This is a genomic window from Rhizobium sp. 05N49 (assembly GCF_056396805.1).
Window position 1 is genome coordinate 252,470 of record NZ_JBFTME010000003.1, and the last position, 26,953, is coordinate 279,422.

The 26,953-nt window shown below is 60.3% G+C and carries 23 protein-coding genes and 1 riboswitch; of the genes, 5 read left to right on the forward strand and 18 right to left on the reverse strand.

The window, feature by feature from the left end:
• Positions 1 to 2: 2 nt before the first annotated feature.
• Positions 3 to 1,409, reverse strand: coding sequence for a 2-oxoadipate dioxygenase/decarboxylase HglS (gene hglS / locus AC1DF8_RS08515; protein WP_477995728.1), 1,407 nt, complete (start codon positions 1,407 to 1,409; stop codon positions 3 to 5).
• 105 nt (positions 1,410 to 1,514) lie between these two features.
• Here hglS and AC1DF8_RS08520 point away from each other — a divergent pair, with 105 nt between their 5' ends.
• From AC1DF8_RS08520 to AC1DF8_RS08530, 3 genes are all read left to right on the forward strand, one after another.
• Positions 1,515 to 2,423 carry a LysR family transcriptional regulator gene (locus AC1DF8_RS08520; RefSeq protein ID WP_477995730.1) on the forward strand — a complete coding sequence of 303 codons (909 nt, stop codon included), beginning with the start codon at positions 1,515 to 1,517 and terminating at the stop codon, positions 2,421 to 2,423.
• A 70-nt stretch (positions 2,424 to 2,493) separates the two neighbouring features.
• Positions 2,494 to 2,730 (forward strand): Lrp/AsnC ligand binding domain-containing protein, encoded by a 237-nt coding sequence (locus AC1DF8_RS08525; protein WP_112545015.1) that lies wholly within the window; start codon positions 2,494 to 2,496, stop codon positions 2,728 to 2,730.
• A gap of 103 nt (positions 2,731 to 2,833) precedes the next feature.
• Entirely contained in the window at positions 2,834 to 4,000 is a 1,167-nt protein-coding gene (locus tag AC1DF8_RS08530; protein WP_477995731.1) for a glycosyltransferase family 4 protein, read from the forward strand.
• A 15-nt stretch (positions 4,001 to 4,015) separates the two neighbouring features.
• Here AC1DF8_RS08530 and AC1DF8_RS08535 read toward each other — a convergent pair whose 3' ends face one another.
• The 9 genes from AC1DF8_RS08535 to epmA form a co-directional block, all read right to left on the reverse strand.
• On the reverse strand, positions 4,016 to 7,327 hold the full coding sequence (locus AC1DF8_RS08535; RefSeq protein WP_477995733.1) for an oligosaccharide flippase family protein: 3,312 nt from the start codon (positions 7,325 to 7,327) through the stop codon (positions 4,016 to 4,018).
• A gap of 89 nt (positions 7,328 to 7,416) precedes the next feature.
• Positions 7,417 to 8,595 (reverse strand): glycosyltransferase family 4 protein, encoded by a 1,179-nt coding sequence (locus AC1DF8_RS08540; RefSeq protein ID WP_478153152.1) that lies wholly within the window; start codon positions 8,593 to 8,595, stop codon positions 7,417 to 7,419.
• Between the two features lie 46 nt (positions 8,596 to 8,641).
• Complete coding sequence (locus AC1DF8_RS08545; protein ID WP_477995735.1) at positions 8,642 to 11,116, reverse strand: glycoside hydrolase family 2 protein; 2,475 nt, start codon at positions 11,114 to 11,116, stop codon at positions 8,642 to 8,644.
• A gap of 16 nt (positions 11,117 to 11,132) precedes the next feature.
• Positions 11,133 to 12,095 (reverse strand): DUF1839 family protein, encoded by a 963-nt coding sequence (locus AC1DF8_RS08550; RefSeq protein ID WP_477995736.1) that lies wholly within the window; start codon positions 12,093 to 12,095, stop codon positions 11,133 to 11,135.
• An 8-nt stretch (positions 12,096 to 12,103) separates the two neighbouring features.
• Positions 12,104 to 13,012, reverse strand: a complete 909-nt coding sequence (locus AC1DF8_RS08555; RefSeq protein WP_477995738.1) for an amino acid--[acyl-carrier-protein] ligase — start codon at positions 13,010 to 13,012, stop codon at positions 12,104 to 12,106.
• A gap of 4 nt (positions 13,013 to 13,016) precedes the next feature.
• Entirely contained in the window at positions 13,017 to 14,198 is a 1,182-nt protein-coding gene (locus AC1DF8_RS08560; protein ID WP_113206123.1) for an acyl-CoA dehydrogenase family protein, read from the reverse strand.
• Positions 14,198 to 14,449, reverse strand: a complete 252-nt coding sequence (locus tag AC1DF8_RS08565) for an acyl carrier protein (protein ID WP_112544818.1) — start codon at positions 14,447 to 14,449, stop codon at positions 14,198 to 14,200. Before AC1DF8_RS08565 ends, AC1DF8_RS08560 begins: the two co-directional genes overlap by 1 nt.
• Positions 14,450 to 14,713: 264 nt before the next feature.
• The gene (locus AC1DF8_RS08570) at positions 14,714 to 15,766 is read right to left on the reverse strand and encodes a lysine-2,3-aminomutase-like protein (protein WP_113115455.1); all 1,053 of its coding nucleotides are present in this window, start codon (positions 15,764 to 15,766) and stop codon (positions 14,714 to 14,716) included.
• Entirely contained in the window at positions 15,763 to 16,827 is a 1,065-nt protein-coding gene (gene epmA / locus AC1DF8_RS08575; RefSeq protein ID WP_183849613.1) for an EF-P lysine aminoacylase EpmA, read from the reverse strand. Before epmA ends, AC1DF8_RS08570 begins: the two co-directional genes overlap by 4 nt.
• 149 nt (positions 16,828 to 16,976) lie before the next feature.
• Between epmA and efp the strand changes: the two genes are divergently transcribed.
• On the forward strand, positions 16,977 to 17,546 hold the full coding sequence (gene efp / locus AC1DF8_RS08580; protein WP_112544821.1) for an elongation factor P: 570 nt from the start codon (positions 16,977 to 16,979) through the stop codon (positions 17,544 to 17,546).
• 111 nt (positions 17,547 to 17,657) lie between these two features.
• Here the strand turns inward: efp and AC1DF8_RS08585 are convergent, their stop codons facing one another.
• The 6 genes from AC1DF8_RS08585 to metA all read right to left on the reverse strand — a co-directional run bounded on the left by AC1DF8_RS08585 (position 17,658) and on the right by metA (position 23,555).
• Entirely contained in the window at positions 17,658 to 18,386 is a 729-nt protein-coding gene (locus AC1DF8_RS08585) for an SIS domain-containing protein (RefSeq protein WP_113206121.1), read from the reverse strand.
• 13 nt (positions 18,387 to 18,399) lie between these two features.
• A complete protein-coding gene (nagA, locus tag AC1DF8_RS08590) occupies positions 18,400 to 19,551 on the reverse strand; it encodes an N-acetylglucosamine-6-phosphate deacetylase (RefSeq protein ID WP_477995741.1) in 1,152 nt (383 codons plus the stop codon).
• Positions 19,551 to 20,582, reverse strand: coding sequence for an SIS domain-containing protein (locus AC1DF8_RS08595; protein ID WP_477995742.1), 1,032 nt, complete (start codon positions 20,580 to 20,582; stop codon positions 19,551 to 19,553). The genes nagA and AC1DF8_RS08595 overlap by 1 nt, the downstream gene beginning before the upstream one ends.
• A complete protein-coding gene (locus AC1DF8_RS08600) occupies positions 20,579 to 21,352 on the reverse strand; it encodes a GntR family transcriptional regulator (RefSeq protein WP_477995743.1) in 774 nt (257 codons plus the stop codon). The genes AC1DF8_RS08595 and AC1DF8_RS08600 overlap by 4 nt, the downstream gene beginning before the upstream one ends.
• A 116-nt stretch (positions 21,353 to 21,468) precedes the next feature.
• Positions 21,469 to 22,491: an aldose epimerase family protein gene (locus AC1DF8_RS08605; protein WP_112544826.1), complete on the reverse strand. Its 1,023-nt coding sequence runs from the start codon at positions 22,489 to 22,491 to the stop codon at positions 21,469 to 21,471.
• A gap of 140 nt (positions 22,492 to 22,631) precedes the next feature.
• Positions 22,632 to 23,555: a homoserine O-acetyltransferase MetA gene (gene metA / locus AC1DF8_RS08610; RefSeq protein WP_112544827.1), complete on the reverse strand. Its 924-nt coding sequence runs from the start codon at positions 23,553 to 23,555 to the stop codon at positions 22,632 to 22,634.
• Between the two features lie 47 nt (positions 23,556 to 23,602).
• Positions 23,603 to 23,680: riboswitch (SAM riboswitch) on the reverse strand.
• 147 nt (positions 23,681 to 23,827) lie between these two features.
• On the opposite strand from metA, the gene AC1DF8_RS08615 reads away from it, so the two are divergent.
• Positions 23,828 to 25,669, forward strand: coding sequence for an ABC transporter ATP-binding protein/permease (locus AC1DF8_RS08615; protein WP_112544828.1), 1,842 nt, complete (start codon positions 23,828 to 23,830; stop codon positions 25,667 to 25,669).
• A 52-nt stretch (positions 25,670 to 25,721) separates the two neighbouring features.
• On the opposite strand, the gene AC1DF8_RS08620 is transcribed toward AC1DF8_RS08615, so the two are convergent.
• Entirely contained in the window at positions 25,722 to 26,351 is a 630-nt protein-coding gene (locus AC1DF8_RS08620) for a hypothetical protein (protein WP_183889032.1), read from the reverse strand.
• 147 nt (positions 26,352 to 26,498) lie between these two features.
• A complete protein-coding gene (locus AC1DF8_RS08625; RefSeq protein ID WP_112544830.1) occupies positions 26,499 to 26,897 on the reverse strand; it encodes a VOC family protein in 399 nt (132 codons plus the stop codon).
• Positions 26,898 to 26,953 lie beyond the last annotated feature (56 nt).

A 26,953-nucleotide genomic window follows, 5' to 3' on the forward strand; every position in this document is an offset into this window, starting at 1 on the left:
TGTCAGGCGACCGTCTTCAGCTTCAGGCCCGAAAGGCCGAGCTCTTCCATGGCCATATCAAGCGATGCGGCCTGCCGCTCGGCATAAAGCGCGAGCTCGTCCTGCACGTCGGCGCCAAGCGCCTCCTCGAAAGCCGCCCTGTTCGAACGTGTCGCATAATTCTGCTGCTGGTCCGTGCCGAGATTCGACTGGAAAATACCGGCCGCGCTGACGGGCAGGAAATCCTCGTAGATGACAGGATCGAAACGCAGATAACCTTTGGCGATCAGGGCCTCCGGATCGGACGGCAATTGGCCCTTCGCAGCAAGACCTTCAGGCGTCGCCGAATAGTGGAAGAAGGCCAGTCCTTCGCGCCGCAACTCGTCCCAACCGTCCGGCAATGCCTTGAATCGTTCCGCGAGCTCGACGCCATAGTCACCGGCCTTGGCCCCGGATGCGCCGACCTGCACTTCGCCGCGCACCGAGGCGAGCAAACGATCGTAGAGCACGCGGCCCTTGGCCGTCAGCGCAACGCCACGCTGTTCTATCTCGCCAAATCGAGCCGTATGCGTGCCTGCCTTCGTGCCGGCAGCATCCGTGAAGGCAATCGGCTCTTCCAGCGCCTTGAAACTCGTCTGCCGGAGCAGGATATCGCAACTGCGCCGCGGCGGTCCTTCGATGACGGCCTTCGGCGTGATGCCGCGCTCCGGCATGCGCCGCTGCACTTCATCAATATCGAGCGTGCGCGGAGTGAGATGGTTGATATGCGGGCCCTTGAAGCTGACGACATCGGCAATGAGGCGGTGTGCGTCATGCAGGCGCTTGTAGGTCTCGGCACTGACGGTTGCCTCGCCATGCCAGCGGAAGGTTTCCAGCGCCTCGGCGACAAATTCTGCAGCTTCCGCTTCCGTCAGTCCACCAGCCTTCTCATGCTGCTCGATGAGTTTGATGGCGCGGGGCGTGTAGATCTGCCGCTTGGCCAGGATATCAGCGGCTTCGGCGCGCAATTCCGCGTCCTCGATCAATTCCAGCCGCAACAGCGAGGTAAAGACACGGAACGGATTGACGTTCAGCGCCTTTTCTTCGACAGGCCTGAAGCAGGTAGAATGCACGGGAACACCGGCGACCGAGAGATCGTAATAACCGACCGACTGCATGCCCATAACGGCAAAGAGCCGTCGGATGGTGAAGAGTTCCTCAGCCGTTCCGAGACGGATCGCACCGTGGCGCTCGACATCGATGCGCTCGAGCTCACCTGCACGCCGAAGCCGCTCGCTAAGTTCCTGGTCTTTCGCGAGGACTTCGGCGTTGACCTCCCCCACAAGCTCGATCAGCGTCCCGTATTGCGGCACCTCCGTCCGGTACATCTGTGACATGGCTTCGGTGAAAAGCGAACGGATGCGGTCCGTGGAGACGAAAGCGCCGGGCATTGAAGAAAACTCCGCGTTCATTCCGATTTTGCAGGATGAAGTTCTTTACAAGGGCTCTTAGCCCGTGAATATCGACGTTTCGGAAACAGCTCATTCTAAAATGGAATGATCATGCTTGCACCAAGGCGCTTTCTGCCATCGATTGCTCATCTTGCCGCCTTCGAAGCGGTCGCCCGCACCGGCAGCGTAACATCTGCCGCCCGCGAGCTTGACCTGACACAGAGCGCCGTCAGCCGCCAGATCAAGGCGCTTGAGGAACATCTTGGGGTAGAACTGTTCCTGCGCGAGCGCCAGACCGTGCGCCTTACCCTTGCCGGCGATGCCTATGCCCGCGAAATCCGGGAAGCGCTGCGACGCATCTCCAGCGCCTCGCTGAACCTGCGCGCCAACCCGCACGGCGGCACGCTGAACCTTGCGATCCTGCCAACCTTCGGCACACGCTGGCTGGCGCCACGCCTGGGCCGTTTTCTTGGTGCCAACCCCGGTGTCACGATCAACCTCGTCACCCGGCTCTCCTCCTTCGATTTCCGTCTCGATTCCATCGATGCAGCCATCCACTTCGGCCATCCGCACTGGCCGGGCGCCGAACTCGCCTTTCTGATGTCGGAGCGCACGCTGCCTGCCTGCAGTCCCGATTTCTTCAAGCGCAATGAGATCACCCGGCCGGAAGATCTGCTCTCGGTGCCGCTTCTGCATCTGACGACCCGTTCCGACGCCTGGGAGCGCTGGTTTGCCGATAACGGCGTTGCCTTCGAAAGCGTGCATGGCATGCTGTTCGACCAGTTTGCCACCGCAGCACAGGCGGCCATTGCCGGCCTAGGCGTCGCCCTTCTGCCAACCTTCCTCATCCAGGATGAGCTGGAGCGCGGCGATCTCGTTGCTGCCGTCGACCGCGAGATGGAGAGCCGCGAGCGTTATTATCTCGCCTTTCCGCCGGAGCGTGCCGATTACGCCCCGCTTGCCGCTTTCCGCGACTGGATCGTCTCCGAAGCCCATTCGGGTCCCAAGGCGTAAGGAAAGCTTGCATCGCGGACGCGCTTTCGACCATTATGCGTGCCATCAGAATTCGATGCAGGAAATTCCCATGAAGCCGATTTTCGTCCAGCTCCAATGCGCGCCCGGCAAGACCTACGAGGTCGCCGACGCCATCTACAAGACCGAGCTGGTCTCGGAGCTCTATTCGACATCAGGCAACTACGACCTGCTGCTCAAGGTCTACATCGAGGAAGGCCAGGATATCGGCAAGTTCATCAACGACAACATCGCCAATATCTCCGGCATCGTACGCTCGCTGACGACATTGACCTTCAAGGCATTCTGAAGCGATTAACCATCCCCCCAATAAAGCCGGAAGGGTCACTTCCTCATATACCGCACCTTAAGGCTCGGTATGGCTGGTCATTCCCATAGAGAACAGGTGGGAAATGTCCCTCTCCGTGGTAGAGACCGTCGAGAACATCCCGCAGCCGAAAGCTGCGCCCCTCATCGTGCACGTCGTACGGCAGTTTCTGCCCAACCGTGGCGGCCTTGAGGATGTGGTCGCCAATCTTGCCCGGCAAACGTTGAAACGCGGATACCGCGTCCGCGTTGTCACGCTTGATTCCCTCTTCACCGCTCCCGACGACAAGCTTCCGGCGCGCGAAACCATCGACGGCATCGAGGTTGTTCGTATCCCCTGGTCCGGCAGCAGCCGCTATCCGATAGCACCACAGGTCTTCCGCCATATCGGAGACGCCGATCTTATCCATGTCCATGCGATCGACTTCTTCTTCGACGCCCTCGCTTGGGGCAGGCTTTTGCACCGCAGGCCCATGGTCGTCACGACCCATGGCGGTTTCTTTCATACGAAGAAATTCCTTGTTATCAAGAAGATATGGTTCCGAACGTTGACACGCTTCTCGGCGATCGCCTATCGCCGCGTCGTCTGCTGCAGCGCGTCGGACCTCAGCCAGTTCATCCAGATCATTCCCGATGGCATGACCATCGAGAATGGCGCCGACATCGGCAAATTCGCCGATGCCGCCTCGCGCACGCCCGAGCGACGCATCATCACGATCGGGCGCTTCTCGGTAAACAAACGGCTCGATCTTCTGCTGGATGCGATGGCAGCACTCGTAAAACGCAATTCCGATTGGCATCTGGACGTTGTCGGCGCCGAATCCGATCTTGATGCTGCTGACGTCAGGCGGGAGATTGCCGCAAGATCGTTGGAAGCATCCGTAACCCTGACCATTTCGCCGGACAATCACGCGATCCGCGGCATCATTGCCAAGGCATCACTCATGGCTTCGGCATCGGAATATGAAGGCTTCGGCATCGTTGCGCTGGAAGCGATGAGCGCTGGCCTGCAGCCGGTCCTCAACATCAACGAGGCCTATCGCGCGCTCGCAGGACGGCATGAGGAAATCATCCTTGCCGACTTCACGAAGCCGGAACTCGCGGCGGATGCGATCGAGAAAGCCTATCGCGACGTCACCGTCGAGGGTTCGTCCTTGCGGGAGAGCCTCATGCAGGCCGCCCACGCCTATTCGTGGGATGCCGTTGCGGACCGTTATATCGACCTCTACCGCTCAATCGGCATTGCCACTTAAAAGATCCGGAAATTCCTAGGCTTTCGCCAGCCGGACGATCTCGTCCAGTACCAGCTTGCGCGATTCCGGCGGCGTCAGATTGTGGTCTGCATCCTGCAGCATCACCAGACGCACGTTCGGATGCCGGGCGAACTTGTGGCCACGCGGACCGAAGTGGAAATACATGTGGTCGAGACCGACATCGCCTTCGCTGTAGATCAGCGTCAGCGGCACCTTGCGTTTGCCAAGCGCCGCAAAAGACTGACGCACCTGGCGTGCGATATGACGACGGCCCGGAATGAGTTCCACAAGCGGCGCGATGCGCGGCGAAAGCCGGCGGCCGACCGCGATAAAGATATTCTGCAGAGCAGCGAAAACATCGACCTCCCCGCGGAACAGCCGCCTGACCGTGTCGAGCCGCATCATCCGCTGGCCGTAATCGTCGACGCTGCGTGGAACCGAGACAACATGCTCGCGCCGCACCGGCATTTCCGGATCCCAGTAGTAAACAAAGGGATTGATGGAAACGATCGCCTTCAGGCGCTCGTCCTCGATACCCGCGCGAAAAGCCACATAACCGCCGCTGCAGCGACCCGCGACCATGATCGGGCCGGCGACGAAGCTTTCCAGCAAATCGATGGAGGCCAGTGCATCGTCCGTCTGTGTCACTGAATAGAGAACCTGTTCCGGGGCATCCGGACGCGGAACGCTGTCGCCGACATTGGCAGAATCGAAGCGCAGCGAAACGACGCCCTGGCGAGCGAGCTCGCGCGCCATATCGACAGTCGTCCGCCCCCAGCCTGCATGGCGGTCATAGGCCGTCGACATGAAGAGCACGGCGTTGCCCTTGATCTCGCCCTGCGGCCGGCTGACGACGCCGATCAGATGCTGGAAGGCGCCGAAACGAACCGGGATCTCCTCAAAACCGTCACCTGCGAGCGGCCGGTTTTCAACCTCCTGCGAAGAGTGACCGACGGACGGGGCGGGCGCGGTTGTCTCGACAAGCCATTCGGCAAGCAGCTTGATGACTGCCATTGGCGTCTTGGCAAAGAGCGGGTTCGTGACCAGCTCGTCATAACCTTCGAAAACGCGCTGCTCGACATTGCCGCCGAGTGCCTTCAGGGCGTCAGCGAAACTCGTGTCGTCAACCCGAGCCGGGCGTTCGAGGATAAGGTAATTCGGCGCCGCAAGCTCCTGCGGCGAACCGATATAGAGTTTGCCGATTTCGGCAGCAATCGTGTCCGGCAGGCTCAGGCCGGCGATCTGAACCTGGGCGCTTTGCGCATGCTCCTTGCCGAGACCGAGGTCGGCATGAATGATCCGCGACCACATGTTGATTTCGCGCAGATGCCCCCTGCCGCTGAGGACAGGCGCAAGCAGCACGATACTGTCGACGCCCTCGATCGTGTGGCCGGTCAGATGAGCAAGCGTGCCGCCAAGACCCTGGCCGACAAGAATGATCTGCGAGCAACCGCTGAGCGTCTTCAATTTTGAAGCTGCCGCGCGGATGGAATTCTTCCAGATTTCCAGACCGGGTGCCTGATCGCCGAAATCGAGCGCGTCACCCGTCCCCGTATAGTCAAAACGCAGGCTCGGCACGCCAATGTCAGAGAAATGCTCCGCCGCGACGCGATAGAATTTCCGCGTGCACATTTCTTCGAAGCCCCAGGGGCTCACGAAAAGAACGGCAGCCGAGCGTTTTTCAACATCAGCCTTTTCCGGCATGAAGAGACCGATCGTCCCGTCGAACACAACAGGAAGGGCAGCGGCACGGCCGGCACCTTCGGCCGGCTCGCGCGAGAACTCTTCGTTATCAGGCTTCTTCTCCCCACGTTCGGGGGTCGGCGTAGAGATGAAATTGACGACACGCCTTGCTGGTCCCTGCAGGAGAGCCGGTATCTTGTCGAGGATCGAGCGTAGCACCTGGATATCTTCGACCGGAACGGCACGGAGGACTTTCAACGCAGCGAAGTAAGCAAACGCGCCGGCGATCATCGCAGCAATAAGACCGATCGGACCCTGGATGAGCTCAAGCGCAGTGATGGCGCCGCAAGCACAAAATACCGCCGCAAGCGCAATCTTCGCAAGGCTGAGATAAAGACCCGAAAGCTGAGTTCCGAAGCCCGTTTGTCTGACCATCATTACCGACATCGCAACAAATACGGCGATGCGCACAAGTGCAGCACCCTCGGCGGCCAGCCTAGGTACGATGAGTAAACAACCCACTACCATAAGAAGGCCACCTATCACACTGATTTTCAACCGTACATTGGCCTTGTCGATTGAAAGCAGGTATAGGCTGAGAACCTGCATGAGCGTGTAGGCTGGCGCGACAAGCGCAAGCAGCGCAACAACTCCGCCGCTTCGGTCGAAGGCTTCGCCGAAGACCACGTGCACCAGTTCGCTGGAGATTGCGGCGAGCCCGAGGCTCATGGGCAGCACGATATAGGCCATGCTGCGGATGACGGCTGCAAAGGCCTCGACCGGAAACTTCGAGTCGGCGCTGGTATGCCGCCGTTCCGAATAATAGGGCAGCAGGCTGCCGCTCATCTGGATCGGAAGCTGCAACGCTATATTGGCGATCGACAGACCCGCCGCATAGAAGCCGACCATTTCCACCGACCAGAACTGCTGCAGGAAAAGCAGTTCGATACGATTGAGGAAGATCGAGTCGATGATGAATTGCATCGACAGGATCACGGAAGACGAGGCCAGATATTTGAGCGATACGCCGCAGCGATCGCGCCGGGCAAAAAGAATCGGCAAAGTAGCAACGAAAAGCACCAACTGGCCGAGCGCATAGCCGACGAGCACGCCCTCCACCCCGTAGAAGACGGCACCGACCGCCACGCCCGCAAGCTGGAAAACCGAGACGATCAGCGTCAGCTGGAAGAACGTGCCGAGCCGTTTTTCACCGATCAGGTAGAATTTGACGAAGGAGCCGATCGCCTGGATGAAGAAGAGCATACCTGTCACAAGCGCCACAGACGGCGCGGTGTCGGCCCAGTGCATTTCCTCCGATGTCAGGAAGAACAGGGCGTAGAGCCCCAGCAGCACCAACGTGGAACAGACCATGAAGGCGACCAGGATCGAGGCAAACCCCCTGCGTTGCTCGAAACTGTAGCCCTGTGCCGAAAGCTGCGGCAGCGTCTTCAGCAGCGTGATGCTGGAGCCGAGTTCGGCAATCGAGGCACCCGTGACGACGAGCCAGAGCGAAAAGGCAACGATGCCGTTCGCCTCCGGACCGAGCAGACGCGCGGTTATGATCGAGGAAACGAACCCCGTTACCAGAAGCAGCATGCCCGCCGCCGCATTCATCACCGAATTTGCAATAATGCCCTTCGACATCCGTCCATCCGCCAGAAGCCGCACCGCGGCCGAAAACAAGTCATCACTAAATTGGAAATGTTAAAATAAAGGGGAGTAAAGCGCTCAGCTTAGCTCGCTTGCATCGCAGAAAGCCGTGAAAGCGCCTTGTCGTAACTATGCTCGGCGAGGTGGCGCACCAGATAGGTCCGCGCCGCCTCTGCTTTCTGCTTCGCAGCCTCGGGATTGGAATAGATGCTCTTCAAATGCGCCGCCGCGGTCGCGGGTGAAGGATCGGCCCAGACGGCATTCGTGAGATCGGCAAATTCCGGATGGCTGTCGACGACGGGAATAAGCGATGGCTCGACCAGCCATGTATTGCCGGGATCGCAGAAATCAGCCGTGCCTGACCAAGCGGTCGAGATGACGGGCGTGTGATGCATGATCGCTTCAGCCACCGTCAGGCCGAAACCCTCCGAACGATGCAGCGAAAGATAGGCATTGGAATCGCGAATGATGCCGTTGATCTCCGAACTCGCCAGATTGTCGGTAACGATCCTGATGTTGCGGTCGCCTTCCACGGACTGCATGAGCGCGCGAAGTGCCTCGTCCCGGACCGGATTGCCACTCGCCTTCATCAGCAGGAAGGCATGGGGGCATTCGGCGCTGAAGAGCCTGAAGGCCTTGATCGCCGCCTGCGGGTTCTTGCGGTTGATCGAGGAACCGGCGCTGAAGACGAACGATACGAGGAAAGCATCCTCGGCAATCCCGAACTTCTGCCTGATGCCGTCAGCAGCCGGCCGCTCGGTCACCGGGTGCGGCACGACAATGACAGGCGCAGTCGTATGTGGCGCGATTGCCCGCCTGGTGAATTCCGAGGGAACGAAGACAGCGTTCATATAATGCATGGCATTGCGCCATTCCGCCGGCACAATTTCCAGCTCCCAGGCCCAATAGCCGATATTGAAGGCACGGGTGAAATTGCCGAGACCTTTCTTCAGGATCGCGCGCGGCAGCATGGGCGGATTGAGATGCCATATGCGGCTTCCGGGCTGCCCGCCGGAGATTTGCTCGGACGTCCATTCGACCAGCTTGCCTTCGTCCGGATGTGTGCTGACATCCGCAAGCATGATCTCACGGCCTGCCTGGGAGAGCGCGGCAGCGCAAAGCCGTGCGGATTCGCCCACACCTGCCGCCATCGACAGATAACCGACGATCTCGACCGGTCGGCGCGGATTGAAGGCAAGCCGCGATTTGACAATCAGCCGCTGCAACAGATGCCCGCGCACGCTTCGATAGACGCCCCGCAAAGCCTCTTCCGCCTGCACCCTGATCGTCATGACCGCTCCCTGGTCCCTAAAGCGCGAAACGGCGCAAGGCGCCGACGCTCCTGATTTCGCCTGCCGGCAATGCATCGCGATCAATGCCCGCAGCGGCGATGAGCTTCACTCGCTTGGCAGGGCCTGGCGCCAGATGGAACCAGTCCTCTTCGGCCCGGTAGCCTTCGACGTCGATATGCACCGACTGGGCAAGCCTGTCGGTCGTAAGCGTGATAAACCAATCATCGCCCTCACGCAGGAAGGACGCCTCGATCGTCGGGTCGTGGAAGGCTTTCGCCCGGCCACGCGGGAAATGAAAAGCCTGCGCCAGCAGGGCGCCGTCCATCGCCGAGCGCAGCCACGCAACGCTGACGTCATGCGATGGCGCACCGAAACGAAAGGCATAAGTGGCATCGAAGAAGCCGCCGAAGAGATCGGTGCAGGCAATCCGCTCCACGCTTCTTGGATCGAGATTGAAGGCCTTGCTACCGCTCGCGACCTGCTGGCGCCCCTCACGGAGGCAGGCGACGTCGAGTTCGAGAGCCACGACCTTGTCGGTTTCATTGATGACATGGACATAGAGGCCATTCGTCCCCTCGTCCGTAAAGACTGCCTGCGCAGGACGGAAGGCCCGGCGCATCGCATGCCAGACAGGTTTGGGCTCGCCAGTGGAATCGATCACGCCCCAGCCGGGACCCGGCAACAGATCCTGCAGGGTCCAGACAAGCGCGCCATTGCAGGTCGATCCCTTGCGCCGCCATTCGGCAAAGGTTTCCTCCAGCACCTCACCTGTGACGGCGCGCGACAGGTCGAGATAACGTTCGGGATCTTCACGGCGAAGCTTCGCGGGGTCGACATCATAGAGAAGCCCGAGATAGAAATCCCTGACATCCTCGAAATCCCAGGAAGCGCCGCGGTCGCGCGGCACCCGCTCTTTCCAGAGCGGACTGTGAACTGAGGGCACGTCGAGATGCCGTTGCAAGGTCTTCTGCTGTGGCACATGCGCGAAGGCGAGGCTTTCCGCCGCAAAGCGCACCTCCGCGCGGCGCGCATCCTCAAGCGGCCGCATATAGGCGCCGACGCCGTAATAATGCGTGACGCCCGCATTGGGCGAAAAGGGCATCGCTCCGCCATAAGGCGAATTCGGCACGTAAGGGACGTCAGGCCGCATGCGCTGGCAGATCGCCGGGATGATCTCGTCGGTAATCGGCCCGCTCCAGAAATCCGAGGGCAGGCCGAACATCGCCGCCTGCTGGTGGATTTCGCTGCCGCCGCAGAGCACGGCGAGCGACGGCGAAAGCTGTACGCCGTGGAGGAATTCCTCCACCTCGGCATGCACATGGCCGATAAAGGCCTTGTCGTTCTTCGGATAGTCGAAATTGGCGAACATGAAGTCCTGCCAGACCATCAGCCCAAGTTCGTCACAGAGCGCGAAGAATTCCGGCGTCTCATAGGCCATGGTCCCGCCGATGCGGATCATGTTCATGCCGGCCTCGGCAGCAAGCCGCAGGAAGGGCTCATAATCGGCACGCTCGCCTGGCAGTCGCGCTATGTCGGCTGTCGTCCAGACCGCGCCACGGCAGAAGATCCGTTCGCCGTTGACGCAAAGCGCGAAATCACTGCCGTCAGCGCCGTGGTCGACCTCGATACGCCGAAATCCCGTCCTGCCGAGCGACTGTTCCTCGCCGTCAAGAACCAGCGTCACATCATAGAGATGCGGCGCGCCATGCGTATGTGGCCACCAGGCCTCGACCTCGGGCAGCTTGAGGATTGCCGAATAATGCCTGTCACCGATCTTCTCGAAACCCTGCTCGATACCGGCGCAGCGCAGCAGCATCACAGGCTCTTCGCCATCGGCATGAAGAGAAACGCTGAGCCGTCCTGTTCCGTTTTCCTCCAGAACGGCACGCACCGTGACATTGTCGACAGAGGCAACGCTTCGGCGCACGAGCGAGATCGGCCGCCATGGCCCGACCGCATGGATCTCCGGGCACCAGCCGGGCATATGCCCGAGCAGCGTCGTGCGGACGTTCTTGAGCCCTTGCGGCGTGATCATCTGCGGGCGCCAGCGGGCTCGCGGTCCGGGTTCTCCAAGGCGCGGGGCGAGCGCCCGGAAGCAGAGCGCCAGTTCATCACCGCCTGCGAGCGTCACCGGTATTTCATGGGCGGTGAACATGCTCTCGGAGAAAAGGATCTCAACGCCGTTCAGAAAAACATGGCAGATCGTCGCCAGCCCCTGAAAACGCAGGAGCGCCTCGCCCAGCTCCGCATCGAAGAGGCGGGTCAGATACCAGGCGTCCCTGGTGTTGAGCGCCTGAGGATTTTCCCGATCGAAAAGCCCGGCTCTTTCCAGCGCAGCTGCGACAGTGCCCGGTACGGATGCCGGAATGAACTGCGCCGACAGATGGATATCGTGCGGCGTCGCACAAGCATCAGGCTCGGTCAGAACCAGATTCCAGCCTTCGGTAAGAAGGCTTTCCTCAGCCCCTATGCTTGCCAACCGCCCCCGCATGGTCAGATCTCCGGCTTCAGGCCCGCTCCGCGAGCGATGCCATCATCGAATCCCATGCATCGGCAGCCGGATCAAGGGCCGCTTTCAACGGCTCGAACTTGCGGCGGGTGACAGCACGCGCCAGCTGGAACTGAACAGACTTCGCCACCTCCGAGATGCGGCGTGCCTCCTCGATCGCGACCCCGAACTCGCCGGCCGAAAGCCAGGTCAGATGATCGGCCGCTAATTCGAAATTCGCCCCCACCTGTCTGAGCGTGTTGAAGGCATATTTGTGGAAGAAGCCGAAGGGCCGATCAGCCACCGCTTCAACCTGCAGCGGGAAGACTTCTGCAAAGGCGCGGATTGGATTGGCACCCGGGCGGCGGGCGAAATGGAAGTGAAGGAGTCGGCGAGAAACCTCACGCAGATGCGTTTCACCTACTGGCTGCTCCGGAAACTTGGCGAATTCCGTATAGGGCAGGAATGGCGCATCCTCAGCTGTCAGATGCGACTGGAACAGCCCGTCGAAATCCTCGCCCTCGATACGGAAATAACCGGCATTGTGGAAATAGTCGACGCGCTTGCCGGCAAAGTCCAGCCGGTTGATCGCAACCGTGGTCTTGCCGTGCTCCTGCCGGTAGGCGGTGCCCCGCGTATCCGGCATATAGAAGGAATCCATCTCGATCAGGCAGAGCCGCCCGCGGGCGATCTGCACTTCGGCATGCCGCTCCACGCGGTCATAGATCGCAAGTTCGGTGGTGCGGATGCCATAGAGCGCTTCGAGATCCTCCAGCGGTACCTTGAAGAAGGTGAACTGGTCGCCCTCGAAATCCTGCGTCAGCGTAAAGCCGAGCATCGCTTCGGGTACGACGCCGAAAGTCGAGAGCACCTCGATCCAGAGATCGATATAACAATTGGTCTCCGGCCACATGCGCTCGCCGGAATGCAGCGCATGCGGCTTGTAGGTATCGGGATCGATACCCGCAAAAACCGAGGTCATGGAACCGCTCAGCCCCACAGGACTTTCCGTACGCTGGCCGGCCATTCCTTGACGTCGAGGCCGTGGTGATGGAAGAGCGCGAGCGCGATGCGCTCGAGGCCGAAGCCGACGCAAGCCGTGTGAGCCACGCTGCCATCTTCGAGGTTCAGGCCCCATTTCACACCGAAAGAGTCCTGATGGTAGTTGAAGCTCATGCACGCGGTCGGGTTTGCCGACGAGGTGATCGGGATCAGCAGCTCGAACTTCAAGTTCTGGTCGCGCTGGTTGTTGACCATCATCTTGCCGGCGCGGCCGAAGAACGGGTCGTTGGCAACATCGATCGTCACATCGAGGCCGACCTGCTTCATCATTTCGACGCCGCGGTCCATCCAGCTCTGACGGAAATCGGTCACATGCTGCTCTGTGCCCATGCAGACATATTCGCGCATGCGGAAAAGCTGCTGGCGGGCCGGATCCTTCGAGGGTTCGTGGCGGAAGCAGTAGGACTGGAGATCGAAGAGGCCACCCTTGGCCGGCAGGTTGCCGCGCTTGGCAACTGTCGGATAAAGCGGGTAGCAGGCGGCCGGCGTCAGAACGATATCGGTTGCCTTCTGATCCTTGGTCCAGTCCTCGCCGACTTCCATGCATTGCAGCAGGCTCATATGGTCGAGTTCGCTGCCGCAGAAGCTGTGCACCGTGCCGCCAAGCTGCGGGAAGCTCTTCATGTAGCCGCTCTTTTCGAAGAGCGCACGGTTCATGCCGGGCGGGAAACGCATCGCTTCGGCGCCATCGGCGCCACCGAACCTGTCGATCAGCCGTTCGAAAGCGGCGATGACGTCTTCGAACTGGCCGCTGCGGCCATAAAGACCGTCAACGCCGGTATCGATCAGCAGGCCGGACTCGAAGAGCCGGTCCAGAAACGAAGTCTGCATATCCATGGCTTTACCCCAGTAGGCTAGTGTCCTGCTTATGGACAAGGAGCATGCTCGACGTATTGCCGAGGATGCGGTCGTTCGAGATCATGAGCTGCGCCGAATGCGCATCGCGCAGATGGCGCCCGAGGCTGAAGGGCGTACCGTTCTTGTAGCCCATGATGCCGCATATCAGCATGGCATGATTGACGATCTCCAGGATCGTTTCCGAGGAGGCGATCTTGACGTTGTTCATCGCCACGGCAAAGCCCATCGAGGAAAGCTTGTCGCCGTCAGCCTTGGCGTCCTCATAGGCCTTGAGGCCGGCAACCACATTCGACTTCACCATCTGCAGGAGGTTGGAAACCTCAGCGAGGCGAAGCGCGCCGGGCGGGGTAGCATCGGGAGACTTGCGGGCAGCAGCGCGCACGAAAGCCTGCGCGCGGGAAACGGCGTCAACCGCGATACCATACCACACGCCGCTCCAGAGCAGATGCGAAGAGGCAAGCATCGACTGGGCAGCAATCTCAGCAAAGGGTTTGGGCAGGATCTGTTTAGCCGGTGCTTCGCCCTTGAACAGGAAGCCGTCGGAGCAGGTACCGCGCATGCCGAGCGTGTTCCAGGCATGCGTCTTTTCGAGCGTGTACTGATCTTTCAGGAAGGCGGTCAGGACCTGATCGGAAGAGGCGGCCTGCGGATGGCTGCGTGAAGTGATGAGAATAGCGTCGGCATGCGAGCCATAGGAAATGACGGTCGCGTCCTTTTGCAGCCTGCAGATATCGCCGTCGATTTCGATCGCGCAGATGCTGTTGCGCAGGTTGCCGCCGATCCCCCCTTCGGTGGTGGCGGAAGCGATCAGAAGCTGTTCGGCGGCGATACGGCGCATGAAGGCGCTATGCCACTCGCTGTCGACGCCGTGTTCGACGAGGCTCGAAAGCTTGATATGGTGCATGGCGAAGACCATCGCGCTTGCCGCGCAGGCCTGGCCGAGCATCGAGCACAATTCGGCAATATCGGTCGTGGAAGCAGCCTCGCCGCCAAGATGGCGGGGGATCTGGATACCGAGCAGCCGCTCGGCCTTCATCGCGTTGACGGCTTCCTGCGGGAACCGGCCTTCGAAATCGACGGCATCCGCATGTCTTGCCGCAATTTCGGCGACGCGGGCAGCCCTTGCGACCAGGCTGTCTTCCGTGATCTTGACCGGGAAATTCATCAGGCGACCTTTCGGCTATCCTGGATGAGATCGACCGTCTTGACGATCGCCGAGATGCTCGCGAAGGACTTGCGGTTCAGGAGATTATCGGGAAACTCGATGTCGAAGGCCTCTTCGATGCCGAGCATGAGTTGCACGGAAGCAAAGGACGTCAGACCCGCGGCGTAGAGATCCGCATCGTCGGCAACCTGATCAACGGGCACAGGAAGCTTACCGAACTTGGCTACGAGGTCGCGGACTGTCTTGTTCATCCCATTCACTCCAGATTTTCATGATCCTGAGCCGGCATGCATCGCCTTTTCATGGGAGTGCTTTTAGTGCGGAAAACAGAACATTCCGCTAATATAATTAGTTAAATATGACTAAGACTCATACTTTGCATTTTACGGATTATGCTTAGTTGGGGCCTAATACTTCATTTCTATCAATAGTTTGATATAGCCCGAGAAATCGGGCAGCAAGTCGCTCAAGCCGTGCGAAGTGCAGAAATGGTACGCCAGGAGCCCGCTGCTACGTCAATCTGCGGGCGGATAGGGATGCTCGTTGCCACGATAGTCCGAAATCGAATAGCAACCCTCGCCGGTTGCCTGCACGGCGCTTTCGCCGATCACGGCCTTGCCGTAGCCGCCGGGAATATCGAGAATATAGGTGGGCTGGCAAAGACCGGAGATACGACCGCGAAGCGAGGAGACGATTTTCTGCCCCTCCTCTATCGACAGGCGGAAATGACTGGTGCCGGGCGCAAGATCCGGATGGTGCAGGTAATAGGGCTTCACCCGCGCCTCGACGAAGGCTCGCATCAGTTCCGCCAGAACATCGGGATCATCGTTGACGCCTTTCAGAAGCACCGACTGGCTGACCATGACGATGCCGGCATCCACAAGACGGGCACAGGCGGCGCGCGCTTCCGCAGTCAGCTCGCGCGGATGGTTGGCGTGCAGCGCGACATAAACTGTCTTGCCGCTCGCCTTCAGTGCGGCGATCAGCGCCCCATTGATCTTCTGCGGGTCGACAACCGGCACCCGCGTGTGGAAACGCACGATTTTTACATGCTGGATTGCCGCAAGCTCGCTTAGAATGTCGCCGAGACGACGTGGTGAAAGCACCAGCGGATCGCCACCGGTCAGGATCACCTCCCAGATCTCGCTGTGGCCGCGAATATAGTCGAAGGCGGCAGCCAATGCCGCCGGCTCGAGAGTGCCGAGCCCCTGCGGCCCCACCATCTCGCGCCGGAAGCAGAAGCGGCAATAGACCGGGCAGACATGCACGGCTTTCAACAGCACGCGGTCCGGATAGCGATGCACGATGCCTTCCACCGGGCTATGCGCATGGTCGCCGATAGGATCGGCCCGTTCCTCCGGCGTGGTCACCAGTTCCGCGGCGTCGGGTACGAACTGCCGGGCAATCGGGTCGGCCGGATCGGCATGATCGATCAATCTTGCCATGGCAGGCGTCAGCGCAATGGCATAGCGGGCAGCAACCTCATCGAGCGCCAGTCGCTCAGCGTCCTCGATCAGGCCTGACCTGACGAGATCGTCGACACTCTTGATCGGCCGCAAGACGTTCATCGGCCATACTCCGCAACAGGCGCCCAGAGCACCTGATCGATCCGCGACGCTCCCGTCGCCAGCATCACAAGCCGGTCGAAGCCGAGCGCGATGCCGCTCGCTTCCGGCATGATCGCCAGCGCAGCCAGAAAATCCTCGTCGAGCGGATAGGTCTCGCCATAGACGCGCATCTTCTCGCTCATCTCGATCTCGAAACGCCGCCGCTGTTCGGCGGCATTGGTCAGTTCCCCGAAGCCGTTGGCAAGCTCGACGCCGCAAGCATAGAGCTCGAAGCGCTCCGCCACGCGCGGATCGCCTGCCGAAGGTCGCGCGAGAGCCGCTTCCGAAACAGGATATTCGTCGAGAATGGTGACGCGGCCGAAGCCGAGATGCGGCTCAACCTTTTCCACCAGTACCCGGCTGAAAAGATCGGCCCAATGATCGTCATCGGCAACGCGCATGCCGATCCGCCGCATTTCGGCGGCAAGATGCGCGCGATCGGTCGAGCCGTCAGCAGATACAGAAGCCAGAAGATCGATGCCGGCATGGCGGGCGAACGCTTCTGCGACGCTGATACGCTCCGGCCCGGCGAAGGGATCGCACTCGGTCCCGCGATAGGCAAGCATTGCGGTCTTGACCGTCTCGGCAGCGAGCGCAAGCATGCGCACGCAATCCATCATCAGGCTCTCATAGCTTTCACCCGCCCGATACCATTCGAGCATAGTGAACTCAGGATGGTGCAGCGGCCCGCGCTCGCGGTTGCGGTAGACATGCGCAAAGCAGGCAATGCGTTCTTCACCGGCGGCAAGAAGCTTCTTGCAGGCAAATTCCGGCGATGTGTGTAGGTAAAAGGGCGCAGCCTGTCCGTCCGTCGTCAACGCCTGCGTTGCAAAGGCATGCAGATGCGCCTCATTGCCGGGAGACACCTGCAGCGTCGCCGTATCGACCTCGATGAAGTCCTCACGAGCAAAATAACCCCGCAGCGCTGACTGGATCGCGTTGCGCCCGATAAGGAACGGACGGCGATCGGCATGCACTGATGGTGTCCACCAGGGAGACGCCTTGGCGCTCGTGAGGTTCATACAACGCTTCCTTGCCGGATTCGGCGGGGATGGGGTGGCTATTTCCGCGATTTTAGGTTAGTGCCGCCCCGAAGAAAAAACATTTTGCGTCTTCAGGACTATTCTGACTGTCCTCTACGACGCCGAAAGCCGACTTACAAGGAAGTCTTATGGTCAAGGTCATCGCCTCTTCGGTCCGCAAGGGCAACGTTCTCGATGTCGACGGCAAGCTCTACGTCGTTCTCACGGCTCAGAATTTCCACCCGGGCAAGGGCACGCCGGTCACCCAGGTCGACATGCGTCGCATCGTCGACGGCGTGAAGGTTTCCGAACGCTGGCGTACGACCGAACAGGTCGAGCGCGCCTTCGTGGAAGACGTCAATTTCCAGTACCTCTACGAAGATGGCGAAGGCTTCCACTTCATGAACCCGGCCACCTACGACCAGGTCGTCGTCAGCGCCGAAACCATGGGCGACCAGAAGGCTTACCTCCAGGAGGGCATGACCTGCATCCTGTCGATCCACGAAGGCAATCCGCTGGCGCTGGAACTGCCGCGTCACGTCACGCTTGAGATCGTCGAGACCGAACCGGTCGTCAAGGGCCAGACGGCCTCTTCTTCCTACAAGCCGGCCATGCTTTCGAACGGCATCCGCACCTCGGTCCCGCCGCATATCGATGCCGGCACCCGCGTCGTCATCGCGACGGAAGACAATTCCTACGTCGAACGCGCCAAGGACTGATTGCATCAGTTTTCAGAGTTTAAAACGGCCTGAGGCAACCGCTTCGGGCCGTTTTCATTTTTGCCCGATGGCGAGACAGCAAATAGGCCAGCAACATGCCGGCCTCTTTGCTCAGAGATGAGGATTACGCGGCCGGTACTTCTTCACCAGCTTCTGATTGATCTCAGCGGCACCCGGCATATTGGCGCTGAGATAGACGGGCGCGTCACCGGATTTCGAAAGCTGCGAAGCAACATCTGCGAAGATGGCGTTGATGACCGTCACCCCGACCGCCGTAGACACCGGACCGACACGAAGACCCGTGCCTTCGAGATCGAGGACGGCGTCACCCGGCGGCAGCCCGTTATCCAGAACCACGTCGGCCACATCGGCAAGCCGCCGGCGCCCATTGGCAATCGCCGTCGAATAGGCGATCGAGGTAATGGCTATCACCTTTGCGCCGATCTCGCGCGCATAGTCGGCCGCCTCGATCGGCGCGGCATTCACACCCGAATTGGAGGCGATGATGATGACATCGCCCGGCTGCATGCCGTAGCGCTCCAGCATCGGCCGCACCAGGCCCTGCGTGCGCTCATAGACCGAGCTGATGACCGCCCCCTCATGCAGCATGGCCGAGCCGACGAGAACCGGCACCGTGAAGGCGAGCCCGCCAGCCCGATAATGCACCTCTTCCGCCAGCATATGCGAATGGCCGGTGCCGAAGACATAGACGCGCTTGTCGCCACGGGCCGCCTCAAAGATTACAGCGGCAGCCTGCGCCATCGGCGCGGCAAGCGCCCGCTTCAGCTCCTCAAGCCGGCCGATGAGATTGGTGAAATAGGCGTCCGTAATGTCAGTCATCGGCCACTCTCCTTCACGCCATTTCGCCGTTGAGCCAGGTTGCCGTCACTTCTATCGCATCGGTGAAATGCACGAGATCGGCGCGCGCGCCCGGCGAGAGCTGACCACGATCGGCAAGCTTCAGGAAACGCGCCGGATACAGCGTCGCCATCCTCAGTGCTTCGGCAAGCGTCAGCTCCAGATAGGTGACGCCGTAACGGATCGTCGAAGCCATATCGACATCCGAACCCGCCAGCGTGCCGTCCGACAGCACGAGTTTGGAGCAGAAACCGCCCCTTTCGCGCCGCACGGTACGGCCGTTCAGCGTGAACGTATCCATCTCGGAACCGACCAGCGACATGGCATCAGTCACAAAGAAAAGCTTGCCTTCGCCGCGCTTGGCACGCAGTGCCGTTCGCAACGCCTTCGGATCGACGTGATGTCCATCGGCAATGATGCCGCACCAGACGGACGGATGATCGATCGCGGCACCAACAAGACCCGGCGCGCGGTGCGCCAGCTGGCTCATGGCGTTGAAAAGATGCGTGACACCACGTGCGCCCGCATCGAAACGCGCTTCGGCTGCCTCACTCGTGCTGTCGGAATGGCCGATGCTGACGATGACCCCGGCTTCGCTGAGTTCGCGCACCTGGGAAACCGTCACCTGCTCCGCGGCCATGGTGACGAGCAGCGTGCCGATTTCCTCGCGCGCGGCGATGAAGGATTTGACATCCCTGTCTTCGACCGGACGCATCAGCTCGGCGAGATGCGCACCCTTGCGCGCCGGCGCCAGATGCGGACCTTCGAGATGCAGGCCGGCAACGCCCCGGTTCGTCTTCACCGCTACCTTTGCCGCCGCGATCGCGGCAGCCGTCGCTTCTGCCGTATCGGTAATCAGCGTCGGCAACAGCGCCGTCGTTCCATACGGCCGATGTCCGTCGGCAATCATGTACATCGAGTTCGGCGACGGCTCGTCGTTCAGCATACGGCCGCCGCCGCCATTGACTTGCGCATCGATGAAACCGGCAGATAGCACGCCGCCTGCCAATGTCACGACATCGCCCTCGGGCAGATCATTCAGGCCGACGATCGCCTCGACGCGTCCGTCCTTGACGATCAGCGCCCGCTCGTCATGGAAGCGTTCGCCATCGAAGATACGAGCGCCGGTGAAGATCTTGTGGGGCATCAGACGGTCTCCGTCACCTTGAGCAGGTTTGCCGGCTTGTCGGGGTCGAAACCCTTGCGACGCGTGACGGACTCGATCAGACGGTAATAGACGAGCAGCGAAACCAGGGGATCAACGAGACCGTTGCCGGTCGTCGGAACCTGCAGATTAACGCCGGCAAGAGGCTTCGTCGAGAAGGGCACGGTGGTAGCGCCGAGCTTCTGCAGCCGATCGAGGGCCTTCACGTTGTTGTCGAAGGCCGCATCTTCAGGCACGAAGCCGACGATCGGGAAGCCCGGCTGCACCAGGCGCATCGGCCCGTGCATCAGTTCCGCAAGAGAGAAGGCTTCGGCATGAAGGCCGGCTGTCTCCTTGGCCTTCAGCGCAGCTTCGAGAGCAACGGCGAAAGCCGTGCCGCGGCCGCCGGTATAGAGCGAGGCGGCGTTGAACAGAACGTCCTCGGCAGCAGCCGTATCGATGCCCGATGTCGCAGCGAGTGCGGCCGGCAGTTTTTCGAGCGCCGCCTGCAGATCGGCCTTGCTGCCGATCGCAGCCGTCACGCCGGTGAGGGCTGCGACAGATGCAATGAAGGACTTGGTCGCTGCAACGCTCTTTTCGGCGCCGGCATTGAGGCCGAGCACGATATCGGCCTGGTTCGCAAGGGGGCTGTCCGTGACGTTGACCACGGCAATCGTCGTTGCGCCGCCCTTCTTGGCCGCATCCTGCAGCGCCACGATGTCAGGGCTCGCGCCCGACTGTGAGACGGTGAAATGGATGCCGCCCTTCAGATGCAGGGGCGCGTTATAAACAGAGGCGATAGACGGGCCGATCGAGGCGACCGGCACGCCGCAAGTAATCTCGAACAGATATTTGAAGAAGGTCGCGGCATGGTCGGAAGAACCGCGCGCCGCCGTCGTCACGACGCTCGGGCGAGCGGACGAGAACAGCCGGGCGATTTCGGCGAAGGCCGGCTTTTCCTTTTCGAGCAGGGTGGCGACCACCTCGGGCGACTGGCCCGCTTCCTGCAGCATCAGCGACTGGTTCTCACTCATAGGTCATCTCCAATTCTCAATTCGGCAACGAAGTCATAGGCGTCGCCACGATAGTGCGAGCGGGTGTATTCGACGACACGCTGGTCTTCCAGGCGTGAAACGCGTTCGATCAGAAGCGCCGGCGCACCGGCCTTCACGGCAAGAATAGCCGCCGATGAAGGATCGAGCGTGACGGCGGTCAGGCGCTGCATGGCGCGCACCGGCTTGTGGCCGCTCTGGGCAAGCGCATCATAGAGCGAGCCTTCGCCGCCGGCATCCTCGGCGAGAAATTTGACCGGCACGACGGCGCGTTCGATCGCAAGCGGCAGCCCGTCGGCCAGACGAAGGCGATCGAGCCGCAAAACCGGCTCATCCACACCGAGACCAAGCAGGAAGGATTCTTCCGGGGAGGGATTGTTGATGGTGCGCGACAGGATCTTCGCCGCCGGCGAGCGCCCGCGCGAGCGCATGTCCGCGGAGAAGGAGGAAAGCCGCCACAACGACTGCTCCATGCGCTCCACCCTGCTGGAAACGAAAGTGCCGCTGCCATGGCGCGATTCCAGCGCGCCCGATGTCATGAGGTCGCGATAGGCTGTCCGAACCGTCACCCGGCCAAGCTTCAGGGCTTCCGCCAGGTCGCGTTCGCCGGGCAGCGCTGTTCCGGGTTTCAGCAGACCTTCCTGGATGAGACCGGTGAGCGCCTGTGCCAGCCGCTTGTAAAGCGGTCCAGTCGCCGCCTCGTCGCGCAGCCCACGGCCATTCAGTTCCGCTATCAGACTGGTTCTATCCATGGACACACAATAGAACCTATTTAGAACCAATCGGCAAGCAGATTCATTCCGCCGAAAAAGAAAAACCCTCGCGAGACACCGCGAGGGTTTCATTGATCTAGGCCGGAAGGCTGAGCTCAGCTCTTCGTGAAGATGTAGTCCGTTTCCTGCCGCAGCACCTCACCGGGACGCAGAACCGCGTTCGGAAAGCCCGCATGGTTGATGGCGTCAGGCCAGATCTGCGTCTCGAGGCAAAAGCCGGCGAAAGGACCATATTTGCGGCCGCCAAGACCAGGCACCGGCACACCGAGTTTGAAACCGGCATAGAACTGTACGCCCGGCTCGGTCGTGCGCACCTCCAGCGAGACGCCGGAGTGCAGGCTGCGGGCAAGCACGACCGAGCGCTTGGCCGTGCGCTCGCGCGAGAAGCAGAAATTATGGTCATAGAGCGCCTGCTCCTGACCGTCGAAACGCTTCATCGGCGCCATCACCCGGAAGTCGAACGCGGTGCCCTCGACGGAGCGGATCTCGCCGGTCGGTATCTGCTTCTCGTTGGTCGGCAGGTAGTGGTCGGCGGCGATCATGATGTCATGCGCCAGTGCATCGTCCCGGCCGTCGAGATTGAAATAGGAGTGCTGGCAGACATTGGCGATCGTCGGCTTATCCGTCACCGTCTCGTAGTTGACAGAAAGCTCGCCGTTGCCATGCACGCGATAGGTCGCCTGGATCGTGCAGTTGCCGGGATAACCGGCGCGACCATCAGGATCGACGATCTTCAGCACGACACGGTCGCTCTCGTGCTCGACGATCGTCCAGACAAGTGTACCGATATTGTTGCTGCCGCCGTGAAGATGCGTAACGCCCTTCTCGTTCAGTTCGAGCTGGTAGTTCTTGCCGTCGAGCGAAAACTTTCCGTCGCCGATACGGTTTGCACAGCGTCCCGGCGTCGCGCCGAAGAAGGGCGAATGAGCAAGATAGCCTTCGAAATCCTCGAAGCCGAGCACGAGCGGTGCGTCATGACCCTCCAGCCGCGCATCCTGGATGACCGCGCCCCAGCTCAATACCTTGACCGTCAGTCCGCCGCCGCGGATGACGACACGATGGACGGTCTCTCCGTCCTTCGTCTGTCCGAAAACTTCCCGTTCCAATTTGTCCGCCATGATCGACGCTCACTCCATCCCTAGGATTCAGGAACCGGAACCYGCCCCCATTCGCCGCAAACCGCAACCGGGCAGGGCCGGAAAACAAAACGCCGCCGCAGAAATGCGACGGCGTCATTTCTAAACCTGACTGGTGACGCTCAGATGTCCGAGCCGATCTCTTCGATATCGTAGGATGTCGTCTGGTAGATCTCGTTGATCCAGTTGCCGAAAAGCAGATGCGCATGGCTGCGCCAGCGGTTCTGCGGCGCGATCGCCGGATCGTTATGCGGGAAATAGTTGTGCGGCATTTTGATCGGCACGCCGGCATTCACGTCGCGGAAATATTCGTCCGAGAGAGACGTGGAATCATACTCGACGTGATTGAAAATATAAAGCCGGCGACCCTTCGGCTCGTGCACGAGACAGACACCCATCTCACTCGATTCCATCAGGATCTCGAGGCCGTCGATCTTCTCGATGTCGGCCCGGCGCACCTCGGTCCAGCGCGACACCGGAACCTCGAAATTGTCGGAGAAACCGTTGAGATAAACGGAAGACGGCTTGAGATTGCGGTGGCGGTAAACGCCGAAGGCCTTTTCCTTCAGTTCATACTTCGGCACGCCGTGGAAATGATAGATCCCCGCCATCGCGCCCCAGCAGACATTCATGGTCGAGTGGACATTTGTCTGCGTCCAGTCGAAAATCTGCTGCATTTCCTTCCAATAGGTAACGTCCTCGTAAGGCAGCGTCTCGATTGGCGCGCCCGTGATGATGAAGCCGTCAAACTTGCGGTGCTTCACTTCCTCCCAGGTCTGGTAGAAGGCGAGCAGATGTTCTTCAGACGTATTCTTGGCCTTGTGGTTGCCGACGCGGATCAGCGAGAATTCCACCTGCAGCGGCGAAGCGCCGACGAGGCGCGCCATCTGCACTTCTGTCTTGATCTTGTTCGGCATGAGGTTGAGCAGCCCGATCTGCAGCGGGCGGATATCCTGACGGATCGCCACCGTTTCGGTCATCACCCTCACGCCCTCGTTGACGAGGGTTTCGAAGGCTGGCAACGTATCGGGGATCTTGATGGGCATTGCGGTCAACTCGATCAAAATAAAAAACCGGCGGCGAAAGAATCGCTACCGGTCCGCACGCGGCCCTTTAGCGACTTATTTAACGTGGCTGCAAGCCGGCCGGCCAAATCACCACGAGACATCATAATTAACGCCAGTGCGCCCGCGAATCAACTGTCAATAAGAACAACTGTCCAATCCATCACGCTTTCTTTATGGGTGGTGGAATCTGTTGATGGACCAGTAACGCCCCCATGGTATTAATGGTGTGATGGGCGATTTTGGAAAAAATAATGAAAACTGACGTCAAAGGGGGGAAGGGCATCCAGAATCAGGACCGGGTGGGATACGATCTCAGCCTGACATATCGGCTCGGAGTAATGTTCTCCGCATTCTGGAATTCGCAGGTCCGCGGCAAGGTCGTCGCGCTTGCGATCCTGCTGGTGGTCATCATCCTGGCGACCGCCTATGGACAGGTGATCCTCAACGAATGGAACGCCCCTTTCTACGATTCCCTCGAGCGTCGTGATCTTGGCGAGTTTTTCCGCCAGCTCGAAGTCTTCGCGATGATTGCCGGTGCGCTGCTGCTGCTCAACGTGCTGCAGGCATGGCTGAACCAGATGACGGCCCTTTACATGCGCGAAGGTCTTTCGCGAGATCTCGTCGATCAGTGGCTGGAGCGCAAGCGTGCCCTCAAACTCTCCACCATCGGCATCCTCGGCGTTAATCCCGACCAGCGCCTGCACGAAGATTCTCGCAATCTCGCTGAAAGCACGACCAACCTCGCCCTTGGCCTCCTGCAGTCGACCATTCTGCTCGTCAGCTTCATCGGCGTGTTGTGGGAGCTTTCGAGCGGCTTCATCTTCCGGATCAGCGGCTACAACTTCACCATCCCCGGCTATATGGTCTGGGCGGCAATCTTTTATGCTGCATCGGCCTCGGTATTGAGCCAGGTCGTCGGCCGCAAGCTCGTCAAGCTCAATGCCGACCGGTTTTCCAAGGAAGCCGAGCTGCGCTTTGCGCTGATGCATGCCAACGAAAACATGCCGGCGATCACAGTAGCGCGCGGCGAAGAGAACGAGCGCAAGCGGATCAACAACGATATCAGCAACGTTCTCGCGGTCATCAAGCGGCTCGCCATGGCCAATACCAACCTGACCTGGGTTTCGGCAGGCTATGGCTGGCTGGTCATCGTCATTCCGATCATCGTCGCCGCGCCCGCTTATTTTTCCGGCGGCCTGACCTTCGGGCAGCTGATGATGTCGGTCGGCGCGTTCAACCAGGTCAATACCGCGTTGCGCTGGTATGTAGCGAATTTCGGCCCGATCGCCGAATGGCGCGCGACATTGATGCGTGTCACCGACTTCCGCCAGGCGCTTCAGGAGATGGATGATGGCTTCGATTTGAAGGATTCCATCGTCTATGAGAAAACCGCACCTGATACGTTGACTCTGAAGGATATCGTCATCGTCGCCAAGCTTGGCGAGGAGATCGATGATTGCGGCGGCTTCCGCTTGCGTGAGACGGACGTGGTGATCAAGGCCGGGGAAAAGGTCATGATCAACGGCGATCACAGCGTGAACCGCCGCCTGCTCTTCCAGGCCATGGCAGGCCTTTGGCCCTGCGGCAAGGGCACGATCGGCCTGCCCCCGATTGACGACATTCTGTTCATCCCCCAGGTTGCCTATGTACCGGGCGGCACGCTGCGCGAGGCAATCGCTTTCCCGGGAAAACCCGAGGCCTTTGATAGGACGGCCATCGAAGCCGCGCTTGAGGCTGCGGGCTTGCATTCGCTTGTAGCCCGCCTTGATAGCCGCGCACGCTGGGACAAGCTTCTCGATGCCGATGAGCAGAAGGCAATCGCTTTTGCCCGCCTGCTGCTGGTGAAGCCGCGCTGGGTCGTTTTCGACGAAGTGCTCGAAGGCATGGAGCCCGAATGGCAGCACACGATGACCAGGCTGCTCACCACCATGCCGGAGACCAGCATGATCTATATCGGCCGTTCAGAAACCTATATGGAGGCACTGCATCCGCGCACGCTGCACCTGCAGGCATTGCCTTCCAAACCGGAGGAGCAATCAGCGGCAACTGCTGCCGGATCGAGCGCCGCGGCAGCTCCTGCCCCGGCGCTCTAGCAAAATTCCTGCAAAATGTGCGGCGTTTGGTGTCCGGGAGCTCCGGACGAGCTCACATTGGCGGCGTCACACCATTCACGCCGACGGTGACCTGCGAAGCCGAGATGGCGCCGTCGGCTGCCTTTTCCGCCATGACGATGACACCGGCACCCGGCTTCAGATCAGCTTTCGTCGCCGGAGCAAAGGTGACGATCGGCGTGCCGTCGGCAATCGAGACGGTCTTTTCCTTGCCCTGATAAGTCAGCGTGATCGTATGTCCATCGACGGCCTTCACCGCGTTGCTGACGGTCGCATTCGTCATCGAGCTATTCGGCTGCAGATCCCACGGACGGTTGCCTTCTCCGGTGCCTTTCATCGACGCGGGGAAGATCAGTACTTCGATGGCACCATCGGGACCGGTGCCTTTCGGCAGCGAGGCAACTCCGACGAAATCGCCGACCTTGATGTCGTCGACCGATGCATTTTTGATACCGGCGACTTTCCAGCCCGATTTGAGCGCAACCGTCGCATCGCTGCCTTCGCGGGTCTTGACGACAAGCGTATCGCCGTTGAGGCTCTCGATCGTGCCCCGCACGCGCAAGCGCTGGCTTTCCTGCGCACTCGCCGCCTGCGAAAGGCCAAGCACGAGGAAGCTGCTGGCTGCAAGCGCCATGATTATTCTGGTATAGGATTTGCGAGACATGTGACTCTTCCTTATCGCCATTGATCGGCACAATCCCCGGCTGCCGGAAAGCAGTGTATGCCGCGTGTCGCGACACGTGCGAATCAAGGAAAAGTGAGGGAGCGGACCCCGGCAAACCGATCGTTGCCCGAGTCCGCAGAGACCGCCTCAGCCGGCCGCGGACATATCCATATACATGATTTCCCAGACATGGCCGTCGGGGTCTTGGAAGCTGCATCCATACATTGGCCCCATATCGAGGATCGGCTTCCAGGGCTTGCCGCCGGCCGCTAATGCCTTTTTCAAGTAGTCATCCACTTCGCCGCGACTGCCGGCCGAAAGGCAGGTTAGGACTTCCTTACCCTTCGACGTATCGGCGATATCGCCTTCGATGAACTGCTGGAAGTGGGCGTGGGTCAGCAGCATCACATAGATATTTTCCTCGACGATCATGCAGGCGGCATCGTCAGTGGTAAAATTCGGATTGTAGGAAAAGCCGAGCGCCGAGAAGAATTCCTTCGACTTGACGAGATCCTTGACCGGCAGGTTCACGAAAATCATGCGCATGAAAAATCTCCCTTTGGTGTAACGGCGCCATGCCGTTGATCACGTTCTGCTCAAGG

Coding starts and splice junctions, on each gene's coding strand:
- hglS (WP_477995728.1), bottom strand. CDS start 1,409: ATGCCCGGCGCTTTCGTCTCCACGGACCGCATCCGTTCGCTTTTCACC.
- AC1DF8_RS08520 (WP_477995730.1), top strand. CDS start 1,515: ATGATCATGCTTGCACCAAGGCGCTTTCTGCCATCGATTGCTCATCTT.
- AC1DF8_RS08525 (WP_112545015.1), top strand. CDS start 2,494: ATGAAGCCGATTTTCGTCCAGCTCCAATGCGCGCCCGGCAAGACCTAC.
- AC1DF8_RS08530 (WP_477995731.1), top strand. CDS start 2,834: ATGTCCCTCTCCGTGGTAGAGACCGTCGAGAACATCCCGCAGCCGAAA.
- AC1DF8_RS08535 (WP_477995733.1), bottom strand. CDS start 7,327: ATGTCGAAGGGCATTATTGCAAATTCGGTGATGAATGCGGCGGCGGGC.
- AC1DF8_RS08545 (WP_477995735.1), bottom strand. CDS start 11,116: ATGCGGGGGCGGTTGGCAAGCATAGGGGCTGAGGAAAGCCTTCTTACC.
- AC1DF8_RS08550 (WP_477995736.1), bottom strand. CDS start 12,095: ATGACCTCGGTTTTTGCGGGTATCGATCCCGATACCTACAAGCCGCAT.
- AC1DF8_RS08555 (WP_477995738.1), bottom strand. CDS start 13,012: ATGGATATGCAGACTTCGTTTCTGGACCGGCTCTTCGAGTCCGGCCTG.
- AC1DF8_RS08560 (WP_113206123.1), bottom strand. CDS start 14,198: ATGAATTTCCCGGTCAAGATCACGGAAGACAGCCTGGTCGCAAGGGCT.
- AC1DF8_RS08565 (WP_112544818.1), bottom strand. CDS start 14,449: ATGAACAAGACAGTCCGCGACCTCGTAGCCAAGTTCGGTAAGCTTCCT.
- AC1DF8_RS08570 (WP_113115455.1), bottom strand. CDS start 15,766: ATGAACGTCTTGCGGCCGATCAAGAGTGTCGACGATCTCGTCAGGTCA.
- epmA (WP_183849613.1), bottom strand. CDS start 16,827: ATGAACCTCACGAGCGCCAAGGCGTCTCCCTGGTGGACACCATCAGTG.
- efp (WP_112544821.1), top strand. CDS start 16,977: ATGGTCAAGGTCATCGCCTCTTCGGTCCGCAAGGGCAACGTTCTCGAT.
- AC1DF8_RS08585 (WP_113206121.1), bottom strand. CDS start 18,386: ATGACTGACATTACGGACGCCTATTTCACCAATCTCATCGGCCGGCTT.
- nagA (WP_477995741.1), bottom strand. CDS start 19,551: ATGCCCCACAAGATCTTCACCGGCGCTCGTATCTTCGATGGCGAACGC.
- AC1DF8_RS08595 (WP_477995742.1), bottom strand. CDS start 20,582: ATGAGTGAGAACCAGTCGCTGATGCTGCAGGAAGCGGGCCAGTCGCCC.
- AC1DF8_RS08600 (WP_477995743.1), bottom strand. CDS start 21,352: ATGGATAGAACCAGTCTGATAGCGGAACTGAATGGCCGTGGGCTGCGC.
- AC1DF8_RS08605 (WP_112544826.1), bottom strand. CDS start 22,491: ATGGCGGACAAATTGGAACGGGAAGTTTTCGGACAGACGAAGGACGGA.
- metA (WP_112544827.1), bottom strand. CDS start 23,555: ATGCCCATCAAGATCCCCGATACGTTGCCAGCCTTCGAAACCCTCGTC.
- AC1DF8_RS08615 (WP_112544828.1), top strand. CDS start 23,828: ATGAAAACTGACGTCAAAGGGGGGAAGGGCATCCAGAATCAGGACCGG.
- AC1DF8_RS08620 (WP_183889032.1), bottom strand. CDS start 26,351: ATGTCTCGCAAATCCTATACCAGAATAATCATGGCGCTTGCAGCCAGC.
- AC1DF8_RS08625 (WP_112544830.1), bottom strand. CDS start 26,897: ATGCGCATGATTTTCGTGAACCTGCCGGTCAAGGATCTCGTCAAGTCG.